This window comes from Streptomyces sp. YJ-C3, assembly GCF_053891275.1.
This window is the reverse complement of record NZ_CM132685.1, coordinates 3,397,083-3,418,736: the sequence shown is the minus strand read 5'-3', so window position 1 is coordinate 3,418,736 and position 21,654 is coordinate 3,397,083. Positions and strand designations below refer to the sequence as shown.

Sequence of the window (21,654 nt, the reverse complement as noted above, 5' to 3'; positions counted from 1 at the left end):
GGTCCCCTCACCTGGGGGTTTCCGCTAACCTCTGCGCGTGACCGATCAGCAGCCACACCAGTTCGAGCGCGGTACGGACGGGCCCAAGGTGATCGTGGTCGGAGTCGACGGCTCCGATTCCTCGTTCCGGGCGGCGGCATATGCCGGAGGCCTGGCCAGGCGGCAGGGCGCCCTGCTCGCCGTCGTCTATGTGCAGCCCGTGATGGCGGCCGGCGCCGCGCTCGGCGTGCCCGTCGCGGAGACGACCGACGAGATCGCCGAGGGCCTCATCGCGGAGATCCGCGAGGCGGCGGAGCGGGTGAAGGACATATACGACGTGCGCTGGGAGTTCCACACGTTCCGCGGCGACCCGTTCAACGGGCTGGTCACCGCCGCCGACGAGCTCACGGCCGACGCCGTCGTGGTCGGCGCGTCCGAGCAGGCCGGGCACCGCATCGTCGGCTCGGTGGCCGTACGCCTGGTGAAGGCGGGGCGCTGGCCGGTCACCGTCGTTCCGTAACGACCGCCCGGCCCCACAAGGCGCGTCGTCTTCCCTCGCCGTCGCCACGGGTGCATCATGATCGGCCGTCAGCCGTCACGTCTGCGAAGAGGTGAGCTCATGGCCGTTCCCCCACGACCGCGCATGGGACAGGGCGTGCTGCGCCGCAAACCCATCGAACAGATCGAGGACACCGAGGGCGGGGCGGGCGGCGAACGGTCCCAGCTCACCCGCTCGTTGGGCCTGGGGCAGCTCACCGCGATCGGCGTGGGCGGCATCATCGGGGCGGGCATCTTCACCCTCGCGGGCACCGTCGCCAACGGCACGGCCGGCCCCGCCGTGCTGATCTCCTTCCTCATCGCGGGTGTGGCGAGCGCCGCGGCCGCCCTCTCCTACGCCGAGTTCGCCGGGCTCATCCCGAAGGCCGGATCGGCGTACACGTACGGTTACGCGGTGCTCGGCGAGCTCGCCGGCTGGTTCATCGGCTGGGACCTGCTCCTGGAGTACACGGCGATCGTCGCGGTCGTCGCGATCGGCATCTCCGGCTACTTCAGCTTCCTGCTCGGCGAGATGGGCATCGATCTGCCGAACTGGATGCTGGGCGCGCCCGGCACCGGCGACGGCCACAAGGTCGACCTGTTCGCCGCGGCGCTGTGCCTGCTCATCGCGTACCTGCTGACGCTCGGGATCAGGAACGCGGCCCGCTTCGAGACGATCGTCGTCGTCCTCAAGGTGCTCGTGGTGCTGCTCGTCATCGGGGTGGGCTTCTTCCACATCAACACGGGCAACTACACGCCGTTCTTCCCGTTCGGGGTCAGCGGCGCGTTCACCGGTGCGGCGACCGTCTTCTTCGCGGTGTTCGGCTACGACGCCATGTCGACGGCGGCGGAGGAGTCGAAGGACGCGCAGCGTCACATGCCGAAGGCGATCCTCTACTCCCTCGCGATCTCGATGGTGCTGTACGTGCTCGCGTGCCTGGTCCTGACCGGTATGCAGAACTACAAGGACATCGATCCGGAGAGCGGCTTCTCGACCGCGTTCAAGGCGGCCGGACTGAGCGGGCTCGCGGACGTGATCGCGGTGGGCGCCATCATCGGCATCCTGACCGTGATGTTCACGTTCATGCTGGGTGTCACCCGGGTGTGGTTCAGCATGTCCCGGGACGGGCTGCTGCCGAAGTGGTTCGCGAAGACGCACCCGACGCGGCACGTGCCGACGCGCGTGACGTGGATCGTCGGGGTCGCGTCGGCCGCCATCGCCGGTTTCCTGCCGATCGGCGAGGCGGCCGAACTGACCAATATCGGGATCCTGTTGGCGTTCGTCGTGGTGTGCGTCGCGGTGATCGTGCTGCGCTACCGGCAGCCGGACCTGCCGCGCACCTTCCGCACGCCGGGGATGCCGGTCGTGCCCGCGGTGGGTGTCGTCTTCTCGATCTGGCTGATCACGTTCCTGCAGTGGCAGACGTGGGTGCGGTTCGCCGTGTGGTTCGTCATCGGGCTCGGGATCTACTTCGGGTACTCCTACAAGAGGTCCGAGCTCGCCCGCACGTCCACCGACTAGTCATTCCCCGCTCGCCTCAAGGGACTTCTGGAACTCCTGCTTCATCTGGTCGAGTCCCTTGGGGCCCCACTCCTGCCAGAACGGCTTCCACTCGCTGATCTTCTTGCGGCCGGCGACGATGTCGTTGACGAGGTCGCCGGATTCGGTCGACAGGCGGCCGTAGTGCTCGGTGTAGGCGTCCGAGTAGTGACCGACCGCGGCATTCGGGACCGCGGTCTTCAGGAGCTGCTGCTCGACGCCGTAGATGTCGCGGACGTCCTGGACGCCGTGGGTGCCGGGGAAGCTGGAGGGCGCGAGGACATAGGGGGCGGTGGTGGCCGTGGTCAGACCGCTCCACAGGCCCTCGACCTCCTGCTTGCCCTTCTTCGTGCGCTGCGGATAGCCGTCCTTGTCGTACGTGAAGTCGGTGCCCTCCACGCCGAACTCCAGGAACTCCCGCTCCTTCGTCCCGTACGGCGCCGCAAGGTAGTTGAGGACTTCGAGGAGCATGCGTACGCGCTTCTCGCTGCCCTTCTTGATGGCGGTGTAGCCGATGGTGCCGAAGGCGTGCAGATGGGCGTTGGCCTTGTGCCCGTCGGCGTCGAAGGGGACGAGGATCTCGGCGGCCAGCTTCGGGTCGTTGGTGCGGGTGTCCTTGCGGGCGCCCAACGGGTTCGCGTAGACGCACGCGCCGATGCGGCCCTGCGCGAGCTTCAGGTACGCGTCCGCCATCTTCGGGTCGCCGGGGTAGAAGACGCCCGCCTTCTTGAGCTTGACGACGAGGTTCAGCGCCTCCAGGAACCCTTCCGACTCCATCCAGAAGGTGACCGAACCGTCCTTGGCGCGGCCCCACTTGTTGGGCGCGCCGTAGCACTGGCTCAGCACGCTCACGGCGTTCACGTAGATCGGTTCGAGCGCCCATACGTTGCTGCCCGTGACCTCCTTGCACTTGTCCATGAACTCCTCGGTGCTCGACGCCGAGAAACCGTCGGCCTTCGCCCAGATGTCCGGGTTGCCGGCGTAGACCTGGCCGAGGGCGGGGTACGGGCTCGGGGCGCCCCAGATCTTGCCGTTGACGACGGCCGTCTTCCAGTGGGCCGGGGTCATGTTGGCGAGGTTCGGGTAGTCCTTGACCGCGTCGCCGGAGACGTACTCCGTGATGTCGGCCATCTTCGACTCCAGCAGCTGCGAGATGTGCTGCAGACCCTGGTTCGGCGGGATCCACATCAGGTCGGGCAGATCACCGCCCGCGACGATCGCCGGGAACTTCTCCTCGTAGCCGGGGTCCGTGCCGAGGATGGCGGACAGGTCGACGCCGAGCTTCTGACTGACCTGCTTCCAGTGGGCGTTGGACCCCTTGGGCGTGGGCGGCTGCACCCATATCTCGGTGAGCATCGACACCTCCGAGCCGTCGCCGGGCACCTTGGCGACGCTCTGCACGAGCTCCTTCGGGTACGAGAGGAAGCCGGCCGACAGGCCTTTGGCGTTGGGCGGCAGGTCGGGCTTGACCTTGGTGAAGGGGACGTACGTCGGCAGCTTCACCTTCGCGGAGGCCGCCTCGCCCTTGCCCGCCGTGGACGAGCCGCAGCCGGTGAGGAAGGGGGCGGCGGCGCCCGCCGCGACGGCGGTGCTCAGACCGAGGAAGTGGCGTCGGGACAGACCGGTGCTCATGGGTCAACTCCAAGAATGGGGAGGGCAGGTGGGCGGCGCGGGGCGGGTCAGCCCTTGATGGCGCCGGTCAGCACACCCTTGCTGAAGTACTTCTGCAGGAAGGGGAAGAGCAGCAGGATCGGCAGCAGCGCCAGCATCACCACGGCCATCGAGATGGACTGGGCGGGCGCCATGTGGTTCACGCCGAGCTGGTCGCCGGTGATCGACTTGCCCTGCACGACGTAGCTGCGCAGCACGACCTGGATGGGCCACTTGCCGGAGTCGTCGAGGTAGAGCATCGCGTTGAAGAAGGCGTTCCAGTACGTGACCGCGTAGAAGAGGCCGACGACCGCGATGACGCCCTTGGACAGCGGGAGAACGATGCGGGTCAGGATCCGCCAGTCGCCCGCGCCGTCGATGCGGGCCGCCTGGTACAGCTCCTCGGGGATGTTCATGAAGAACGCCCGCATGACCACGAGGTTGAAGGCGTTGATGAGGCCCGGGAGGATCAACGACCAGTAGGAGTCGCGGAGTCCGAGCTCCTTCACGAGGACGTACATGGGGATCATGCCGGGCGCGAACAGCAGCGTGAACAGGACCAGGAGCAGGACCGGCTTGCTGCCGGGGACGCCGCGCTTGGAGAGCGAGTAGGCGAGGCCGATGGTCGTCAGGAGCGAGAGGGTCGTGCCGACGACGGTGATGCCGATGCTCACCAGGACGGCGCGGGTGACCAGGCCGCCGGAGAGGATCGTCGTGTACGCCTCGAAGCTCGGGTCCGTCGGGAAGAGGACGAAGCCGCCGGACTCCGTGATCTCCTTGCGCGACGCGAGGCTGGTCGACAGGACCGTGAGGAACGGCAGGATCATCACGACGCAGATCACGGCGAGGACGACCGCCTTCGACGCCTTGCCGAGCCGCGACGGCTCCTCTTCCCACGCGGGTCGCACGTCCTCGGGCCGGGGCCTCAACAGAGGCAAGGAGAAGGTCACTTGGAGTACACCCCTTGCTCTCCGAAGGCGTGGGCGAGCCGGTTCGCGCCCCAGATCATCAGGGCGCCGACGACGCCCTTGACGAGGCCGGCGGCGGCGCCGACGCCCCAGTCGCCGTAGACCACGCCGTGGTAGTAGACGTACGTGTCGAGGACCTCGGCGGCACGGGCGCCGACCGCGTCGCGCTGGAGCAGGAACTGCTCGAAGCCCACCGAGAGCACGTCACCGAGACGCAGCACGAGCAGCATGATCGTGACGCTGCGCACCGCGGGCAGGGTCACGTGCCACATGCGGCGCCAGCGCCCGGCGCCGTCGACGGCGGCGGACTCGTACAGGCTCTGGTCGACGCTCGCCAGCGCGGCGAGATAGATGATCATGCCCCAGCCGATGTCCTTCCAGATCACCTGTGCGGTGATCAGCATCGGGAAGGTGGAGGGGTCGGTCATCACGTCGAGGGCCGAAAGTCCGTGTTCCCGCAGGAAGTTGGAGATCAGGCCCGCGCCGCCGAGCACCTGCTGGAAGAGGGCCACCACCAGGACCCAGGAGATGAAGTGCGGCAGGTAGACGACGCTCTGCACGAACTTCTTCACGCGGCTGGAGACCAGGCTGTTGATCAGTAGCGCGAGGGCCAGCGGGGCCGGGAAGAAGAAGATCAGCTGGAGGGCGGCGAAGGCGAGCGTGTTGCGGACCGACTCCCAGAAGGCGGGGTCGGCGAAGAGCTCCTGGAAGTTGGCGAGGCCGACCAGGGCGCTGTCCTTGAAGCCGATGAACGGCTGGTAGTCCTCGAACGCCACGATGTTGCCGAGCATCGGGACGTAGAAGAACACCACGAAGAACAGCAGGCCGGGCGCCATCAGGGCGAGCATCACCCAGTTGTTGCGGATCCGGCGCCCGAGCGGTGGACGGCTTCTGACCTTGCGGTCGGCGGCGGGCTGCGCCGTGGCCACGGGGGGCGAGGCGGCGCGTGGGCGCCGCTCAGTTGCAGGGGATGACACACGTTCTCCCACCGACGGGACGGGATCGCCAATTTGGAAGGCAACTTGCTGAAGTGGAGAGTCATCATGGAAGGGGCCGGAAGGCGCGTCAACCGCCTGCCGGCCCCGGAGAGTTGGACTCTTCGTCGGCGGGTCTTGGACTTTTCTACGCGGCGTGCTCGATGTGTTCCAGTGCGAGACGGGCTGCCCCGATTGCGGTCGATTCCTCGCCGAGCGTGGAGGTCCGTACCGTCGGCGGGCAGGGGCTGAGGGCCGCGAGTCGCTCGGCGAACGGCTCGCTCAGCAGGGCTCCGGCGCGCGAGATGCCGCCGCCGAGGACGACCGACCCCGGGTCGAGCACGGCGACGTGCCGGGCGAGGCTCTCGGCGAGGGCGTGGGCGAACGCGCGCAGCGTGTACGCGGCTCCGCCGTCGCCGGCCGCGGCAGCGGCGACGACCGCGCGGGCCGCGTTCTCCCGGGTGGGCCGCGCCTCTCCGCCGTGCCCGGCGAACCAGTCGAGCAGCCGCCGGTAGGGGGTGGTCCAGCCGTCACCGGCGACCATCTCGCCGGCGGCGCCGTGGTGGCCGCGGTGCAGCCCGCCGTGCAGCCACAGACCGATGCCGAGCCGGTTGCCGACGTACAGGTACAGGAAGTCGTCGGCGTCGGCGGCGACCCCGGCCGTGCCCTCGGCGAGGGTGGCGAGCTGGATGTCGTTGCCCACGATCACGGTGCCCGGAGCCGTGCCGGCGAGTTCGGCCGTGAGGTCGACGCCGCTCCAGCCGGGCAGGGAGTCGCTGACGGTGACGACACGGCCCGCGGTGTCGACCATGCCGCTGGTGCCGACCCCGGTGGCGAGCGGGCGCACGCCCACCGCGTCGGGTCCGGCGAGACAGCCCCGGATGGCGGCGCGCACCGCGTCGAGGCGCTCGGGCGCGGACAGTTCGGGTGTGACGGGCACGCGGTACGTGGCGACGGTGCGGCCGAGCAGGTCGGCGGCGAGCGCGAGCACTTTGTGGGCGCCGATGTCGACGCCGATGACATGTCCGGCCTCGGCGCGGAACCGGAACCGGCGGGCCGGTCTGCCGACCCCTCCGATGCCCGGTTCCAGCTCCACCAGGCGGCCCTCGCGCAGGAGTTGGGCCGTCAGGTCCTGCGCGGTGGGCCGGGACACGCCGATGAGCGCGGCGAGTTCGGGCACGGTGATCTCCGCGCGCTCGCGCAGCACGCGCAGGGCCGCGGCCGCGTTGAGGCGGCGCAGCAGTGAAGGATCACCACTCTTGGCGTGGTGCGTGGATTTCATGGTTGCGGCTCTCCCCGATCCAAGGCGTCCCCCTTGACAGCATGATCGGTGACTCCCCAGGGTGACCCGGAGTGATTGAGCAACTTACCTAATAAACGCGCCCCTGGGGGACCACGCATGGGTGAGCACTTCGCGGGACAGCATCTCGACCTCGCCGCCGGGCACGGCCATCCGGAGCTCACGTGCGGCGTGGGCGACTGGGACGCCGACGTGTACGGCAACCACCGCATCCTCGTACGGGCCGAGGCGGCAGGCCCGGTGTGCGCGGTGGAGGTGCCGTGGCGGCGCCAGGATCCGGACCCGGCGCTCGTCGATGTGATCGTGCGCGCGCCGTCCGGCCGGCGGGTGCGCAACACCCTCGCGGTCAAGGTGACCGCCGAGGTCGGCCGGATCGCGTTCGAGCCCGTCGAGGGCCCGGGGACGTACGCGGTGCACTATCTGCCGTACGCGCACACGGGCCGCGCCTACTACCCGCAGGCCGCCTACCGGCAACCGACACGGACCGCCGACCCGCAGTGGGTGCACGAGCACGGCCTCGACCGGCCGGCGCAGTCCTGGGCCGGACTGCCGCGGGCCCGGGCGCTGCGCTACGAGGCGGCGAGCGCGGTGGACTCGTTCGCCCCGCTGGGGTTCGCGGCGACGGCGGCGGAGCGCAGGGCACTGGAACTCGACTTTCCCGACGCCGAGTTGCTGCTGTTCGGCGAGGACCGGGCGCACCCGCTGGGCCGTTACGGGCAGGTGCCCGCGCGGTGGGCGCGCGGCGCCGCGTTCGCCCCGTTCGAGGGGACGGCGGACCGCGGCGAGTCCTACGCGTTCCAGGTCGGCGTGTACGCCGGGGCCGCCGGCCTCGCCGACGTGCGGGTGGCGGTGCGAGGGCTGCCGTTCGCGGTCCGCTGCCTCAGCCTGGGCGGGATCGACGCGCGGGGCCGCGCCTTCGAGCGGCGGGTCGATGTGGCCGCGGGCGGGGTGTGCGCCCTGTGGTTCCTCGCGGACGTCCCGGCGGACACCGGGCCCGGGCGGTACGAGGGCGAGGTGGCGGTCCGCGCCGAGGGCAGGGCCGAGCGGGTGCTGCCGGTCCGGCTGACGGTGACCGACCGGCTGCTGCCCGACGGCGGCGCCGGTGAGCCGCACCGGCTGGCCCGGCTGGCGTGGCTGGACTCGACGGCCGGGCACGACGACGAGCCGGTGCCGCCCTTCACCCCGGTCCGCGCCGGGGCGGCGCCGGACGGCGGGCACCGCCTGGACATCCTGGGCCGCACCGTGCACCTCGGTCCGGACGGCCTCCCGCACCGGCTGGTCTCCACGTTCACCCCGGCGGTGACGGCGGCCGACGGCCCCGCGCGGGAGGTGCTCGCCGCGCCGGTCCGCCTGGATCTCGGACGCGCCGTGAAGTCCGGCTCCCTCACCGTGGAGCAGCCGGGTCCGGCCCGCGTCAGCTGGTCGACGCGGGCCGACGGGGACGGTGTACTGCTGCACACCGAGGGCGAGTTGGAGGCGGACGGCTTCCTCGTCGTCCGTGCGACGGTCGAGGCCACCGCCGAGGTCGAGCTGCCCGACGTGCGCCTGGAGGTGCCGGTCCACGAGGACATCGCCCGGTACGTGATGGGCCTCGGCCTGACGGGTCGCGTCTGCCCGGAGACGTACGACTGGACGTGGGACACCCCGACCCGCAACCAGGACGCGCTGTGGCTCGGCACGACGCACGCGGGGCTCCAGCTCTCCCTGCGCGACGAGCACTACGAACGCCCGCTCAACACCAACTACTACCGGGAGAAGCCCCTCGTCACGCCCCGCTCCTGGGCGGGCGACGACGGGCTCGGCGGGCTGCGGCTGCGCACGGCCCACGGCGTGCGCACCCTGACCGCGCACAGCGGGCCCGTGCGGCTGCGCGCCGGGGAGAGCCGGCGCTTCGAACTGCGGCTGCTGCTCACGCCGTTCAAGCCCATCGATCCGGGGCGGCAGCTGACCGAGCGGTACTTCCACGCGTACGCCGCGCCGGAAGAGGTCGCGGACTACGGCGCGAACGTCGTCAACCTGCACCACGCCACTCCCCCGAACCCGTACATCAACGACCCTCTGCTCGCCGCCGACCGGCTGCGCGCCTACACCGAGCGGGCACATGCGCTCGGCGTCCGGGTGAAGGTCTACGACACGGTGCGCGAACTGACTCGGCACACACCGGAGTTGCCGGTGCTCGCGTCGTTCGGCGACGAGGTGCTCGCGGCCGGCCCCGGCGGCGGCCACGCCTGGCTCCAGGAGCACCTGGGTGACACGCACGTGCCGGGCTGGGTCGCGCCGGACGTGCGCGACGTCGCCGTGGTCACCACCGGCGAGTCCCGCTGGCACAACTTCTACGTGGCGGGCATCCGGCGGTTGCGCGAGCACATCGGCGCGGACGGCCTGTATCTCGACGACGTCGCGTACGACCGGGTGACGATGAAGCGGGTCCGCAAGGCCCTCAGCGCCTCGGGCGAGACCCCGCCGCTGGTCGACCTGCACTCATGCAACCAGTACCGCGCCCCGGACGGCTTCGCCTCAAGTGCCAATCTGTACGCGGAGCTTCTGCCCTACGTCGACCGGCTGTGGCTCGGCGAGCTCTTCGACTACGAGGGCACCGATCCGGCGTACTGGCTCGTGGAGGTGTCCGGCATCCCGTTCGGCCTGATGGGCGAGATGCTGGAGGGCGGCGGGAACCCGTGGCGCGGGCTGGTGTTCGGGATGACCGCGCGGGCCCCGATGACCGACGTGCGCCCGCTGTGGCGCGCCTTCGACGAACTCGGCCTGCCGCAGGCGGAGATGACCGGCTGGTGGGCGGGCGACCCGGCGGTGCGCACCGGGCACGACGACGTGCTCGCGACGACCTGGCGGAGCGGCGACGGGCACACGACGGTGGCGCTCGCGTCCTGGGCGACGGAGCCTGTGGAGTGCCGCATCACCCTGGACGGCAGGGCGGTCGAGGCCCACGCGCCCGCGGTCGAGGGCTTCCAGGAGGCGAGCTCGTACCCGGCGGGAGGCCCCGTCCGGGTCGCACCGGGACGGGGCCTGCTGCTGCGGCTGGAAGCGCCTACTTCCCCATGACGAGGCCGTCCTTCGCGGCGCCCCGGCTGAGGACGACGCTCCGGATCCGGTCCCGGATGCCCTCGACGTCGGCGCCCTGGTCGATGGCGCGGTTCAGGTTCACGACACGGTCCGGGCCGAGGTCGAACCACTCGGGGACGAACTCGGCCTTCGTCACCCGCCAGCGCTCCCCCGCGCGGGCGGGCGGGGCGAAGCGGAAGCGGCCGATCGTGCCCATGTTGCCGCGGGCGTCCTGCGCGCCGTCGTAGGTGAACATCTCGCCGGCGATCTGGTCGCCCATGCCGTAGATGATCCAGGTGCCGTTGACCTTCTCGTACGCCTGCGGGACGTGCGCGTGGGTGCCGAGGATCAGGTCGATGTCGGGGCGGCCGTTCGTGCGGGACGCGGTGAGCTGTCTGCCGAGGCTCAGCTGCCGGGCGTCCGGCTCGTCCTGCCACTCCGTCCCCCAGTGCATCGAGACGACGACCACGTCGGCGCCCGCCCTGCGGGCGGCGCGGGCGTCGGCCACGATCCGCTGACGGTCGATCAGGTTGACGGCCCAGGGGCGGCCCTGGGGCAGCGGGTAGCCGTTCGTGTCGTAGGTGTACGCGAGCTGGGCGACCTTGGCGCCGCCCGCGCGCAGCCAGGCCGGGCCGCGCCCCTCGGCGGCCGTGCGGCCGGAGCCCGCGTGCTTCACGCCGGCCCGGTCGAGGGCGCCCAGGGTGCGGGCGATGCCGTCGGCGCCGTCGTCGAGGGTGTGGTTCGAGGCCGTGGAGCAGGAGTCGTATCCGGTGGCCCTGAGGCCCGCGGCGACCTGCGGCGGGGACTTGAACGCGGGGTAGCCGCTGTAGTCGCCGTTCGCGCCGTACACCGTCTCCATGTGGCAGATCGCCAGGTCCGCCCCGGCGACGACCGATCTCGCGCCGGCGAGCATGGGGCGGAAGTCGTAGCCGTCGCCGCCCGCGTCCGCTCGGGCCTTGTCGATGATCGAGGTGTGCGGCAGGACGTCGCCGGACGCGACGAGGGTGAAGCCGCGGGCCGCGGACGGGGCGGGGCGGCCGGTGGCCCCCGTCGCGGTGGGCGGACCCGGTGTGCGGGCCGGTTCGCCGGCCGGGGCGGAGCAGCCCGCGCCCAGTCCGATCAAGGCGGCCACGAGGACCGCCGTCCGCCGCGTCCGGCGTGTGCTCCGTGTCATCGACCAGGCTCCCTGGACAGAGTGGACCCGCGCAGGGGTCGTTTTCGGGGGGATTTTCGTCCTACGCATCCACGTACGAGGACAAAGGTGAGTCAAGGCCCCATACCGGGCGCGCCCCTGAACGGGCGGCACGCCGCTGCTCCACTCGGCCCGTTCACCGCACCGTTCGTCGACGGCTTCGACCGCCTGCCGCAGAGCCGCGCGCGGCCCCTGGGCGGGCGCGGCGCCCTGCGTTGCCATACGCGCATGACGACGGCGCTCACGACACCCACGACACCGGAGGAGGACCTCGCCCAGGTCCAGCGGGAGCACGGCGGGCCGCTGTTCTCGTTCCTGCTGCGGCTGTGCGACGGGGACCGCCAACGCGCGGAGGACCTCGTCCAGGAGACGTACGTCCGGGCCTGGCAGCACCCGGAGGCACTCGACTCCCGCTACGAGTCGGTGCGGCCCTGGCTGTTCACGGTCGGCCGGCGCCTCGCCATCGACGCCCGGCGGGCGCGGCTCGCCCGGCCCGCCGAGGTGGGCGACGCCGTCCTGGAGAGCGCGCGGGTGTGCGCCGACCACGCCGAGCGGTCCGCGGCCGCGCTCGACGTGCGGGAGGCGGTGGCGACGCTCAGCCCGGAGCACCGGGCCGTGCTCCTCGAGGTCTACTTCAAGGGCGCGAGTGTGGCGGAGGCCGCAGGAGCGCTCGGCATCCCCCCGGGTACCGTCAAGTCCCGTGCGTACTATGCGTTGCGGGCGTTGCGACGGGTACTTCCGGGCTACGCGCCTGACCTGCGATGAAACGGGAGGCCGGGTCAAGCATCGGCAAAGCGCCTTGCTCAGCGTGCTGTTTCCTCGGTTGAGTAATCCGCTGTCCTCCCCGGCGAGTTGGACGGGTGGGGCCCGGGGGCCGGCGAAGCGCACGGACCGGAGGAAGGCAGGAAAGGATGTCGTACGAGAGCCAGGGCGGTGCCTCGGGCACCGACGGCGGTGAACTCGTCGTTCCCATGGCGTGGTTGTACGCCGAGTACATCGCGGACGAGTTGCTGCGCACCGGGGATCTGATGCCGCCCACGTCCTTCGAGTTCCGGGCCGGACGTGACGCGCTCGCCCTGACCATCTTCCTGTCCGACTCGGGCGACGAACTGTCCAGGATCCGGGTGGTGTCGCAGCTGGACACGTGGTCGTCGCTGACGGCGTACGACCAGCCGTGGCAGGCGTGGGTGCGGGCGTGTTTCGCCGAGCGGGAGGAGCGGGCGCACGGCCTCGGGAGTCCGTCGCCCGACCTGGAGCTCGCCGTCACCGCGTGGAGATGGCTGGAGGAGACCGAGCTGCTCGCGCCGGACCTGGACGCGGTGCCCGTTCCCGACGAGGAGGACGGACCGCAGGTGTGGACACCGGCCTGGCAACTGGGCCTTCCCCTGGGCCATTTGGCGATCCATCTGTTCTGACCGTTCCGGCACGGCCGCTCAGGGCGCGTAGACGCCCGCCCGGTACTTCGGGATGCGCACCGTGATCTTCATGCCCGCGCCCACGGCCGTCTCGATGACCAGGCCGTAGGCGTCGCCGAAGACCTGGCGCAGGCGCTCGTCGACGTTCGACAGGCCGATGCCGGTCGAGCGGTCGCCCTCGCCCCGCAGGATCGCCCGGAGTTCCTCGGGGTCCATGCCCAGGCCGTCGTCCTCGATGACCACTTCGGCCTCGGCGCCCGCGTCCGTCGCCCCGATGGTGATGCGACTGCGGGTGACGGCGCCCTCCAGGCCGTGCTTGACCGCGTTCTCGACGAGGGGTTGCAGGCACAGGAACGGCAGCGTGACCGGGAGCACCTCCGGGGCGATCTGCAGGGTGACGGACAGCCGTTCACCGAAGCGGGCGCGGACCAGTGCCAGGTACTGGTCGATGGAGTGCAGTTCGTCGGCGAGCGTGGTGAAGTCGCCGTGGCGGCGGAAAGAGTAGCGGGTGAAGTCGGCGAATTCCAGGAGGAGTTCGCGGGCCCGCTCGGGGTCGGTGCGGACGAACGAGGCGATCGCCGCGAGGGAGTTGAAGATGAAGTGGGGGGAGATTTGGGCGCGCAGCGCCTTGATCTCGGCCTCGATGAGCCGGGTGCGGGAACGGTCGAGTTCGGCGAGTTCGAGCTGGACGGAGACCCAGCGGGCCACCTCGTCGGTGGCGCGGGCGAGGACCGCGGACTCGTGCGGCGCGTAGGCGACGACCGCGCCGAGGACGCGGCCGTCGGCGACCACCGGCGCCGCCACCGCCCAGCGCAGCGGGCAGTCGACGGTGGCGCAGCCGCAGTCGAAGGCGACGGAACGGCCGCCGGCCAGGACCGGGGTGACCTCGTCCATGACGGACTTGGCGTGCGCCTGCTCGGCCGCGCCGTCCCAGGCGAGCACGGTCGAACGGTTGGTGAGGGCCAGGGCGTCGGTGCCGAGGAGCGTGCGCAGGCGGCGGGCCGACTTGCGGGCGGTGTCCTCGGTGAGGCCGGCGCGCAGGGCCGGGGCGGCGAGCGAGGCGGTGTGCAGGGTCTCGAAGGTGGCGCGCTCCACGGGTGTGCCCACGTCGCTGCGGCCCGCCGGGTGGGCCGTGCGCCTGCCGACGAGGAAACCGGCCGCGAGCAGGACGGGGCAGAGCGCGAGGAGGGTCGCCGTGACGGTGCCGGTCACTCGTGGTCGCCTCTCGCCGTGGGGGGCGACGGGGTCCGGCGCGTGCGGGGCGTCGCGGGCTGCTCGCGCCGTTCTCCGCGTCCTCGGACGCCGCCCGACCAGAGGGCCTCCGGCAGGTGCAGGCGGGTCATCGTCGCCGTCGTGTGGGCGGGGATCGCGTCCGGGGTCGCCAGGGAGACCAGGATCATGGCCAGGAAGCCGACGGGCACCGACCAGACCGCCGGCCAGGCCAGCAGGGTGTGCAGCCAGCCGTCGGTGGCCACGCCGGCGACCGTCGACGTCACCGCGACGAAGGCCGAGCCGCCGCCCAGGAAGAGTCCGGCCAGGGCGCCGGGCGGGGTGAGGCGGCGCCACCAGATGCCGAGGAGGAGCAGCGGGCAGAAGGAGGACGCCGAGACCGCGAAGGCCATGCCCACCGCGTCCGCCACCGGCACGCCGTCCACCAGGAGCGCGCCGGCCAGGGGCACCGCCATGGCCAGGACGACGCCGAGCCTGAAGTGGCGCACCCCGCGCGTCGGCAGGACGTCCTGGCTGACCACCCCGGCCACCGCCATCGTCAGCCCGGACGCCGTCGAGAGGAACGCGGCGAACGCGCCGCCCGCCACCAGGGCGCCGAGCAGGTCCCCCGCCACGCCGCCCACGACGCGGCCCGGCAGCAGCAGCACGGTGGCGTCGGCGTCATGGGTGGCGGTGAGTTCGGGGGCGTAGAGGCGGCCCAGCCAGCCGTAGAGGGGCGGCAGCAGGTAGAAGGCGCCGATCAGGGCGAGGACCACCACGGTCGTACGGCGGGCCGCGCGGCCGTTCGGGCTCGTGTAGAAGCGGACGACGACATGCGGCAGGCCCATCGTGCCGAGGAACGTCGCGACGATCAGTCCGTACGTGGCGTAGAGCGGGTGGTCGGCGCGGCTGGTGGCGAGGGGCCGGCCCGCGCCGACGCCCGCCGAGGGCAGGTCGGCCGCCGGTACGTCGCCTGGCGGGCCGCCGCTGCCCCGCCAGGCCAGGAGCAGGAAGAACGCCGGGACCAGCAGGGCCGTCAGCTTCAGCCAGTACTGGAAGGCCTGCACGAAGGTGATCGAGCGCATGCCGCCCGCCGCCACCGCGAGCACGACGACCGCGGCCACCAGCGCGCCGCCGAACCAGCGCGGCGCCCCGGTGAGGATCTGCAGCGTCATGCCCGCGCCCTGGAGCTGGGGCACGAGATAGAGCCAGCCCGCGCCGACGACGAACATGCTGACGACGCGACGGACCTGGCGGGACTCCAGGCGGCCCTCGGCGAAGTCGGGCAGCGTGTACGCGCCCGAGCGGCGCAGCGGCGCCGCGACGAAGACCAGCAGGACCAGGTAGCCCGCCGTGTACCCGACCGGGTACCAGAGCATGTCCGGGCCGTGGATCAGGAGCAGTCCCGCGATGCCGAGGAAGGACGCCGCCGACAGGTACTCACCGCTGATCGCGGCCGCGTTGAGGCGGGGGCCGACGGTGCGCGAGGCGACGTAGAAGTCGGACGTGGTGCGGGAGATGCGCAGGCCGAAGCCGCCGATGAGGACGGTGGCGAGGACGACGACGGCCACCGCCGGGATCGCGTACGCCTCGTTCACGGCGCCCCGGTGTCGCGGCCGCGGACCAGGTCGGCGAAGTCGCGTTCGTTGCGCTCGGCGCGGCGCACGTACCACCACGCGATGAGGACGAGGAAGGGGTAGCAGCCGAAGCCGAGGACGAGCCATTGGACGGCCGTGTTGCGCAGGGCTCCGAAGAACAGCGGCAGGACGGCGACGGGCAGGGCGAGGACCGCGAACGCGGCGGCCGCCGCGCGCAGTTGGCTGCGCATGAGGGAGCGGACGTAGGCGGCGCCGAGCGTCGTCTGTTCGTCGATCTCCCACTGGGTGCGCAGGCCGGGCAGACCGGGCGCGCCGTGCACGGTGCGCGGCTCGCCGGTCACCACCTGTCGCCGTGGTTCGGACACGGGCGGAGTGTAGGCAGGCCCGGCCCGTCAGAGGAAGGGGCTGGTCAGCCACCGGCCCGGCGCATCAGCAGCTCCCGTACGCGGCTGGCGTGCCGGCGGCTGACCGCGAGTTCGGCGGCGCCGACGCGGACGGTCATGCCGCCGCCGTCCAGGCGGAGTTCGTCGATGCGGTGCAGGGAGACCAGATGGCTGCGGTGCACGCGGACGAAGCCGAGCGGCTGCCAGCGCTCCTCCAGGGTGGTCAGCGGGATGCGGACGAGGTGGCTGGCGCCGTCGGCGGTGTGCAGCCGGGCGTAGTCGCCCTGCGCCTCCGCGTACGTGATGTCGGAGACGGCCACGAGGCGGGTGACGCCGCCGAGTTCGACGGGGATGCGGTCGGCGACGGTGGCCGGGGGCGGGGCGCTGGCCGCGCGTTCGGCGACCCGGCGGACGGCCTCGGCGAGGCGTTCGCGGCGGACCGGTTTGAGCAGGTAGTCGACGGCCTTCAGGTCGAAGGCCTGCACGGCGAAGTCCTCGTGGGCGGTGACGAAGACGACCAGGGGCGGGCGGGCGAAACCGGCGAGGAGCCGTGCCACGTCGAGCCCGGTCAGGCCCGGCATCTGGATGTCGAGGAAGAGCACGTCGACCGCGCCGTCGCCGCCCGGGCCGTCCTCCAGCGCGCGGCCGATGCGGCGCAGTGCCTCGGTGGCGTCCGTGGCGCCCTCCGCGCTGCGGATGCGGGGGTCGGAGCGCAGGAGGTAGAGGAGTTCGGCGAGGGCGGGTTCCTCGTCGTCGACGGCCAGTACGCGCAGCATGCGGCGGAGTGTAATCGGGTGGTCGCTTGAGTGAATCGGGCGCCCGGTGCGTACCGGTGGGCGAGAGCGGGAGGAACGCAATGAGGTCCCTGGAACGGCATCGCGACGCCGGCGCCTATGCGCTGGGGGTCCTGGACGCGGCGGAACGGTTCCGCTTCGAGGACCACCTGTTGGAGTGCGCGATGTGTGCGGCGCGGGTGAGCGAACTCGGCCCCCCGGTAGTGGCGTTGGGTCTGTACGCGCGGGCGACGCCGGGCTGTGTCGACCTGTTCGCGCGGCCCGCCCCGACCGTGGTGGAGCGGGCCGTCGACCGGCTGGCGGCGCTGCACCGCGCGGGCCGGCGCCGGCTGTGGGGCGCGGTCGTCGCGGTGGTGCTGCTGCTCGGCGCGGCCGGACAGGGCGCGGCCCTGATCGCCGGGGCGCGCGATCATGAAGCGGCGGCGCTCACGCTGCGCGGGCGGGACCCGGCGTCCGAAGTGGCCGCGACGCTCACCGCCGATGAGCGCGGGTGGGGCACCCAGGTGGGCCTCGACGTGCGCGATCCGGGCGGACCACGGGTGTGCGAGCTGGTCGCGGTGGGCCGGGACGGGAGTGAGCAGACGGTGGCGAGCTGGGCGGTGCGGGGCGACCGCGTCGAGGTGCAGGGCGGGGCCGCGGACCGGCCCGACGAGATCCGGCGGTTCGAGGTGCGGGCGCTCGGCGGCGACCGGCTGCTGACGCTTCCGGTACCCCGGTGACCGCGGACCGGGACCGGCGGCCCGCTACTTGAGCAGCCGCGACATCCGCCGGTCCGCGAGCGGCTTGCCGCCCGTCTGGCACGTCGGGCAGTACTGCAGGGAGCTGTCGCTGAAGCTGACCTCGCGGATCGTGTCGCCGCACACCGGGCAGGGCTCGCCGGTCCGCCCGTGGACGCGCAGGCCGCTCTTCTTCTCGGCCTTCAGCCGCCCGGCGGCGACCCCGCGCGAGCGTTCGACGGCCTCCGTGAGCGTGTCGCGCAGCGCCGCGTAGAGCGTGTGGAGGTCGTCGGGCGTCAGGCTCGACGCCAGCTTGAACGGGGACATGCGGGCCACGTGCAGGATCTCGTCGCTGTAGGCGTTGCCCACCCCGGCGATCAGCGACTGGTCGCGCAGGGCGCCCTTGATCTGCCGCCGCTCCCCGTCGAGGAGCTTGGCGAACGCCGGTTCGTCGAAGTCGTCGGCGAGCGGGTCGGGGCCGAGCCGGGCGACACCCGGTACGTCGGCGGGGTCGTGGACGACGTACACGGCGAGCTTCTTCGTCGTGCCGGCCTCCGTGAGATCGAAGCCCGCGCCGGTCTCCAGCGCGACGCGCAGCGCCAGCGGCCCCTTGCCGGGCTTCGGCGGCCCGTCGGGGAGCCGGTCCTTCCAGTGCAGCCAGCCCGCGCGGGCCAGATGGGTGACGAGGTGCGGGCCCCCGTCCGTGGCGATGTCGAGGAACTTGCCGTGCCGCGCCACGGACGTCACGGTGCGGCCCTCCAGGGCCGTGAGCGGCGGGTCGTACGTCTTCAGGACGCTGATCGCGACCGGCAGGACGCGCATGATGTCGTGCCCGACCAGGTGGTCGGTGAGGAAGTCCGTCAGCGCTTCGACCTCGGGCAGTTCCGGCATACGTCCAGGGTGCCATCGAAGAGTCCAAGCGGCCGCTCCGGAAGTCCATGCCCTGGGCGCCGGGGTGGGCGCACGCTCGACACACACCCTCGCTAGACGTGCACATGCCATCCTCCCCCACTCTCCTGGAGGCATCCGTGTTCCGCTGGAGATCCCTGTGTACGGCGGCCGTGGTCGCCGTCGCCGCCTGTCTGGGGCTGTCCGCCGCGCCCGCGCAGGCCGCGGGCCAGACCCCCGGCACGTACACGAACTACCGCTTCCCGAGCGGCACTTCGGACCTGTCCGAGGTGACGTTCGGCACCACCGTCGAGGCCGACCCGGGGCGTGGGAACGTCTACTGGGCCCATCAGTTCGGCTTCACGAACGGGGTCGGCGGCTACGTCGGCCAGCAGCGCTGGCGCACCGGCACGGGCATGTTCCTGTTCTCCCTGTGGGACGCGACGGCCGCGCGGCCGGGCTCCTCGGGGACGTACTGCCAGACCCTCGACGAGACCGGCTCCGGCTACACGTGCCGTTTCGAGCAGAAGTTCGCGGCCGGGCACCACTACACGTTCCGGATCGCGCCCGGCGCCGACGCGGGCTGGTACCGGGCGACGATCACGGACGCCACCGCCGGTACGTCGTTCGTGCTCGGGAGTCTTCAGGTCGGGACGGGCGCCCGGGTGAGCGCCGACGGCCTGGTGGACTGGGTCGAGTACTTCGACTGGAACAACAACGCGGCGACCTGCGAGGACGAGCCCTACTCGCGGGTCCGGTTCGATCTGCCGACGGGCCCGGGTGCCACCGCCTCCGTCAGCGGCACCTCGGTGAGCAGCACCTGCGCCGCGTACGCGAAGGTGACCCGGGTGACGGGCGGCAGCGTGCAGGAGGACGCGATCGGGAACTCCGCGTCCGGGGCGATCACCGGGACCGGCGGCGCGTGCGCGGACGTGACCGGCGGGTCGAGCGCGGACGGCACGGCGCTGGAGCTGTGGTCGTGCGGCGGCGGGAACCACCAGAACTTCGTGCTCGCGCACGACGGTTCGGTGCGGTCCTTGTTCAAGTGCGTCGCGGTCGACGGGAGTTCGGTGCAGTTGCGGACGTGCGACGGGTCGGCCGCGCAGCAGTGGACGCGGTCGGGCGAGACCCTCGTGAACCAGGGCAGGTGCCTGGACACGGAGGGCGGCGCGAGCGCCGACGGCACGCGGCTCGTCGTCCGGACGTGCTCGGGCGGCGCCGGCCAGCGCTGGACGACGCCTGGCTGATCCCCTACCGGCGTGCGGGGACCACGAACTCGCACCACACGCACTTGCCGCCGCCGCGCGCCTCCACGCCCCATACGTCGGCGAGCCGGTCGACGAGGAGCAGGCCGCGCCCCGAGACGCCGGAATCGCCGGCCTCACGGCGGCGCGGCAGGGCGCTGGAGGTGTCCTCCACGTCGACCCGCAGGCGCCGGTCGGGCCCGGTCAGCACCCGCAGGGTGACGATGGCCGGGCCCTCGGTGTGCAGCAGGGCGTTGGTGACGAGTTCGTCGGCGACGAGCTCGATCTCGTCGGCGCGTTCGCCCGCGCCCCACGCGCGCACGGCGGCGCGGATCATGTGCCGGGCGGCGCTGAGCGCCTCCGGGTCGCCGGGCGGTACGTGCTCGGTCAGCCGGCCGCCGCTCTGCGGGGCGCCCGCGCCGCGGCGGCGCAGGAGCAGCAGCGCCACGTCGTCGTCGCCGCGCCCGTCGACGGACGCGCACAGCCGGTCGGCGAGCCGGTCGAGGTCGGCGGGACCCGAGCCGATCAGCGCGGTGAGGGCGTGCAGACCGTCGTCGAGGTCGGCGCCGGGCTGCTCGACGAGGCCGTCCGTGCACAGCAACAGGGTCTCGCCCGGGTCCAGTTCGACGGTGGTGACCGGGTATTCGAGCCGCCCGAACTCGGCGGACAGGCCGAGCGGCAGACCGCCTTCGACGGGCACCCGGCGGCAGGTGCCGTCGATCCGGCGGAGCAGCGGGTCGAGGTGCCCGGCGCGCACGACCTGGACGACGCCGGTGGACAGGTCCGCCTCCGCGTACAGGCAGGTCGCGAAGCGTTCGGTGTCGAGTTCGTGGAGGAAGACGGAGGCGCGGGCCATCACGGTGGCCGGGGTGTGGCCCTCGGCGGCGTACGCGCGCAGCACGATGCGCAGTTGCCCCATGACGGCGGCGGCGTGCGTGTCGTGGCCCTGGACGTCGCCGATCACGGCGCCGACGCGGCCGCCGGGCAGCGGGATCACGTCGTACCAGTCGCCGCCGATGTCGCGGCCCAGCGACGCGGAGCGGTACCGCACGGCGATGTCGGCGCCCGGCACGGCCGGGATGGTGCGCGGCAGCATCGCCTGCTGCAGGCCCTGGGCGAGGTCCTTCTCCTGCTCGTAGAACATGGCGCGCTGGAGGCTCTGCGCGATGCTGCTGCCGAGGGCGACGAGGACGTTGCGCTCGGACTGCGTGAATCCCTTGCGGTCGTGGTAGAGCAGGCCGACGACGCCGATCGGCCGGGCCTGCGCGATGAGCGGCAGATAGGCGGCCGAGCGGATGCCGAGGTGCGTGATGTGCGGCCACAGCACCGGGTAGGACGCGGCGAAGTCCTCGGGCGACTCGATGAAGCGGGGCGTGAGGGTGCGCACGACCTCGCTCATCGGGTACGGGTCGTCGATGCGGGTGACGTGCGTGCCGGGCACGAAGCTGCCGGAGGGCCCCTCGGCGACCAGGTGGATCCGGCCGGCCCGGACCAGGCCCATGACGAAGCTGGTCGCGCCGAGGTGCTCCACGCCGTGCGTCTCGCGCAGCACGTCGATGACCTCGTTGACGGTGCGGGCGTGCGCGAGGGCGGCGGTGGTGTTCTGCACGACGCTGGTCTCGCGGCGCCGCACGGCCTCGCGGGCCGCCCGTTCGTGCTGGACGGTGGCGTCGTTGAGTTCGTCGGTGGCGTCGCGCACGATGCCGACGATGCGGCGCGGGCGGCCGCTGTCGTCGCGGCGGATGTAGCCGCGGGTGTGGGTCCAGCGCATCGCTCCGTCGCGGGTGCGGATGCGGAAGTAGACGCCGTAGTTCTCCTCGCCGCTCTTGAGGGCCTGGGACACGAGGTTGTCGAGGCGGCCGCCCTCACCGGGCGGGACGCGCAGGGCGAGGGTCTCGGGGTGGTCGTCGTACTCCTCGGGGAGGAGGTCGAACACCTCGTGCGCGTTGGCGTCCATGTGCATGAGGCCGGAGTCGAGGTCCCAGTCGAAGCTGCCCATCCGCAGGCCGCGCCCGTAGGCCTCGAGAAAACCGCGCGGGGAGTCCTCCGGGCTCTCCCCCTCGGGGGGAGAGCCGGGCTCCTCGCCGCCCTCGCTACCCGCGTCCATGAAGCCACGCTATGCGCAGGTCCAGGGGGCCGCATGCGGGGCGCGGGCCGGTTCGGCGGGGCCGCGCCGGCGGGCCGGTGACGTGCCGGCGCGGGCGCCG

The 21,654-nt window shown here is 72.3% G+C and carries 18 protein-coding genes; 7 read left to right on the top strand and 11 right to left on the bottom strand.

Features of this window, described 5'->3' with window-relative positions; genetic code table 11:
- Positions 1-37 precede the first annotated feature (37 nt).
- Positions 38-499 carry a universal stress protein gene (locus tag ACVHNB_RS14900; protein ID WP_428950692.1) on the top strand — a complete coding sequence of 154 codons (462 nt, stop codon included), beginning with the start codon at positions 38-40 and terminating at the stop codon, positions 497-499.
- 99 nt (positions 500-598) lie between these two features.
- A complete protein-coding gene (locus ACVHNB_RS14895; RefSeq protein ID WP_456228303.1) occupies positions 599-2,038 on the top strand; it encodes an amino acid permease in 1,440 nt (479 codons plus the stop codon).
- Here the strand turns inward: ACVHNB_RS14895 and ACVHNB_RS14890 are convergent, their stop codons facing one another.
- The 4 genes from ACVHNB_RS14890 to ACVHNB_RS14875 form a co-directional block, all read right to left on the bottom strand.
- Positions 2,039-3,688 carry a hypothetical protein gene (locus ACVHNB_RS14890; protein ID WP_456228302.1) on the bottom strand — a complete coding sequence of 550 codons (1,650 nt, stop codon included), beginning with the start codon at positions 3,686-3,688 and terminating at the stop codon, positions 2,039-2,041. It abuts the gene before it with no gap.
- Positions 3,689-3,735: 47 nt separating this feature from the next.
- Positions 3,736-4,656 (bottom strand): carbohydrate ABC transporter permease, encoded by a 921-nt coding sequence (locus tag ACVHNB_RS14885; RefSeq protein WP_428950695.1) that lies wholly within the window; start codon positions 4,654-4,656, stop codon positions 3,736-3,738.
- Positions 4,653-5,522, bottom strand: coding sequence for an ABC transporter permease (locus ACVHNB_RS14880; RefSeq protein ID WP_428957455.1), 870 nt, complete (start codon positions 5,520-5,522; stop codon positions 4,653-4,655). The genes ACVHNB_RS14885 and ACVHNB_RS14880 overlap by 4 nt, the downstream gene beginning before the upstream one ends.
- 274 nt (positions 5,523-5,796) lie before the next feature.
- The gene (locus tag ACVHNB_RS14875) at positions 5,797-6,930 is read right to left on the bottom strand and encodes an ROK family protein (protein ID WP_428950696.1); all 1,134 of its coding nucleotides are present in this window, start codon (positions 6,928-6,930) and stop codon (positions 5,797-5,799) included.
- Positions 6,931-7,047: 117 nt separating this feature from the next.
- On the opposite strand from ACVHNB_RS14875, the gene ACVHNB_RS14870 reads away from it, so the two are divergent.
- Entirely contained in the window at positions 7,048-10,008 is a 2,961-nt protein-coding gene (locus ACVHNB_RS14870) for a glycoside hydrolase domain-containing protein (protein ID WP_456228301.1), read from the top strand.
- On the opposite strand, the gene ACVHNB_RS14865 is transcribed toward ACVHNB_RS14870, so the two are convergent.
- Entirely contained in the window at positions 9,995-11,182 is a 1,188-nt protein-coding gene (locus tag ACVHNB_RS14865; protein ID WP_428950698.1) for a CapA family protein, read from the bottom strand. The genes ACVHNB_RS14870 and ACVHNB_RS14865 overlap by 14 nt on opposite strands.
- A 246-nt stretch (positions 11,183-11,428) precedes the next feature.
- Between ACVHNB_RS14865 and ACVHNB_RS14860 the strand changes: the two genes are divergently transcribed.
- Both ACVHNB_RS14860 and ACVHNB_RS14855 read left to right on the top strand, forming a co-directional pair.
- The gene (locus ACVHNB_RS14860) at positions 11,429-11,965 is read left to right on the top strand and encodes a sigma-70 family RNA polymerase sigma factor (RefSeq protein WP_428950699.1); all 537 of its coding nucleotides are present in this window, start codon (positions 11,429-11,431) and stop codon (positions 11,963-11,965) included.
- Positions 11,966-12,111: 146 nt separating this feature from the next.
- Entirely contained in the window at positions 12,112-12,615 is a 504-nt protein-coding gene (locus ACVHNB_RS14855; RefSeq protein WP_456228300.1) for a hypothetical protein, read from the top strand.
- Positions 12,616-12,633: 18 nt separating this feature from the next.
- On the opposite strand, the gene ACVHNB_RS14850 is transcribed toward ACVHNB_RS14855, so the two are convergent.
- The 4 genes from ACVHNB_RS14850 to ACVHNB_RS14835 form a co-directional block, all read right to left on the bottom strand.
- Complete coding sequence (locus ACVHNB_RS14850) at positions 12,634-13,827, bottom strand: sensor histidine kinase (protein ID WP_428950701.1); 1,194 nt, start codon at positions 13,825-13,827, stop codon at positions 12,634-12,636.
- Positions 13,824-15,422 carry a sodium/solute symporter gene (locus ACVHNB_RS14845; protein ID WP_428950702.1) on the bottom strand — a complete coding sequence of 533 codons (1,599 nt, stop codon included), beginning with the start codon at positions 15,420-15,422 and terminating at the stop codon, positions 13,824-13,826. Before ACVHNB_RS14845 ends, ACVHNB_RS14850 begins: the two co-directional genes overlap by 4 nt.
- The gene (locus tag ACVHNB_RS14840; protein ID WP_428957456.1) at positions 15,419-15,763 is read right to left on the bottom strand and encodes a hypothetical protein; all 345 of its coding nucleotides are present in this window, start codon (positions 15,761-15,763) and stop codon (positions 15,419-15,421) included. Before ACVHNB_RS14840 ends, ACVHNB_RS14845 begins: the two co-directional genes overlap by 4 nt.
- A 68-nt stretch (positions 15,764-15,831) precedes the next feature.
- Positions 15,832-16,581, bottom strand: a complete 750-nt coding sequence (locus ACVHNB_RS14835) for a LytR/AlgR family response regulator transcription factor (protein ID WP_428950703.1) — start codon at positions 16,579-16,581, stop codon at positions 15,832-15,834.
- Positions 16,582-16,661: 80 nt separating this feature from the next.
- Between ACVHNB_RS14835 and ACVHNB_RS14830 the strand changes: the two genes are divergently transcribed.
- Complete coding sequence (locus ACVHNB_RS14830) at positions 16,662-17,318, top strand: hypothetical protein (RefSeq protein ID WP_428950704.1); 657 nt, start codon at positions 16,662-16,664, stop codon at positions 17,316-17,318.
- A gap of 24 nt (positions 17,319-17,342) precedes the next feature.
- Here ACVHNB_RS14830 and ACVHNB_RS14825 read toward each other — a convergent pair whose 3' ends face one another.
- Entirely contained in the window at positions 17,343-18,206 is an 864-nt protein-coding gene (locus ACVHNB_RS14825; RefSeq protein ID WP_428950705.1) for an Fpg/Nei family DNA glycosylase, read from the bottom strand.
- Between the two features lie 137 nt (positions 18,207-18,343).
- On the opposite strand from ACVHNB_RS14825, the gene ACVHNB_RS14820 reads away from it, so the two are divergent.
- Complete coding sequence (locus ACVHNB_RS14820; protein ID WP_456228299.1) at positions 18,344-19,450, top strand: ricin-type beta-trefoil lectin domain protein; 1,107 nt, start codon at positions 18,344-18,346, stop codon at positions 19,448-19,450.
- Between the two features lie 4 nt (positions 19,451-19,454).
- Here ACVHNB_RS14820 and ACVHNB_RS14815 read toward each other — a convergent pair whose 3' ends face one another.
- Positions 19,455-21,554: a SpoIIE family protein phosphatase gene (locus ACVHNB_RS14815; protein WP_428950707.1), complete on the bottom strand. Its 2,100-nt coding sequence runs from the start codon at positions 21,552-21,554 to the stop codon at positions 19,455-19,457.
- Positions 21,555-21,654: the final 100 nt, after the last annotated feature.